General features: G+C 32.5%; 1 protein-coding gene. It reads left to right on the forward strand.

Going from position 1 to position 1,451, the window contains the following annotated elements; translation table 11 throughout:
• Nucleotides 1–54 precede the first annotated feature (54 nt).
• A protein-coding gene (locus CBM15_RS18965) for an IS3 family transposase (protein ID WP_087618673.1) occupies nt 55–1,418 on the forward strand; the annotation gives its coding sequence in 2 pieces (ribosomal slippage) (nt 55–514 and nt 514–1,418; 1,365 coding nt in all).
• Nucleotides 1,419–1,451: the final 33 nt, after the last annotated feature.

Here is a 1,451-nt window from a genome sequence, read left to right on the forward strand (position 1 = left end):
TGAACTGCACCCCAAATGTTAGACACAAATCTATCATTTGGAGGTGCTTTTTATATGACAAGGATTACTTTTGAACAAAAATTGGATACGATTTTTCGTGTTGAAAAAGGTGATGAAGGCATTACTTCAATTGCTAGATCACTTAATTTTACTAATACTGAATTGATACATTTCTGGATTGGAAAATATCATCTTCATGGAGCAGAATCCTTGAAAAAGAGCTATACACGTTATTCTATAGAAGATAAACTATATATACTCAATTATATGAACGAGAATAGGTTGTCTGATATAGAGACTGCAGTACATTTTAATTTACCTACTCCAGGTACTATAAGAAAATGGCGAATTAGTCTTAAAAACGTAAGTGTGGATACCCTATTTCTTAAGGAAAAGGGGCAGAAAAAGTTGAAGAAAGACAACTCAAAAAAAGGTAAAAATCAAAACTTTGAAGAAGGTTCTTTAGAAGCATTACGAGCAGAGAATGAGCAGCTACGTATGGAGAATGCATTTTTAAAAAAGTTGAATTCCTTAGTTCAAGAGAAGGAAAAATTAAAACGAAAGACTTGGCACAAGTAGTCTTTGAACTAAGGGATCAATTTAGTATAAAAAAATTAATAAAGTTAGCAGGCATTAAGCGTAGTACTTATTATTATTGGACAAGTCGCTTTGACCAACCTGATAAATATGACGATATGAAATCGATGATTTCAACTATATATCACGACCACAAGGGACGGTATGGTTATCGTCGAATAACGTTAGAATTACGTAATCAAGGCTTTCTAATTAATCATAAAACTGTTCAACGACTTATGAAGGAAATGGGTTTAAAATCGCTTGTACGTATGAAAAAATACCGTTCTTATAAAGGGAGTGTAGGTAAAATTGCGCCAAACATTCTTAGTCGTAAATTCATTGCGACAAAACCAAATGAAAAGTGGGTAACGGACATAACTGAATTTCATCTATTTGGTGAAAAGTTATACCTTTCCCCAGTACTAGATTTATTTAATGGTGAAATCATCGCTTATAATATTCAAAGCCGACCTACATATAAACTTGTATCGATAATGTTAGATAAAGCTTTCTGTTGCTTATCCGAAGGAGATGCCCCTATCTTACATTCTGATCAAGGTTGGCATTATCAAATGAAAGAATACTCTAATACCTTAAAACAAAATGACATTACCCAAAGTATGTCTCGTAAGGGGAACTGTTTAGATAATGCAGTAATTGAAAACTTTTTTGGCCTATTAAAATCTGAGTTATTATATATGCAAGAATTTGAAAGTATGAATCACTTCAAGCTTGAACTTGAATTGTATATTGAATATTACAATCACAAACGTATTAAAGGAAAATTAAAAGGATTGAGTCCGGTACAATACCGAATTCAATCCTCCGAAGCTGCTTAACTTAATAATGTCTAACTTTTTGGGGTCACTTCA

The organism is Solibacillus kalamii (assembly GCF_002174535.1).
Taxonomy (GTDB): Bacteria; Bacillota; Bacilli; order Bacillales_A; family Planococcaceae; genus Solibacillus; species Solibacillus silvestris.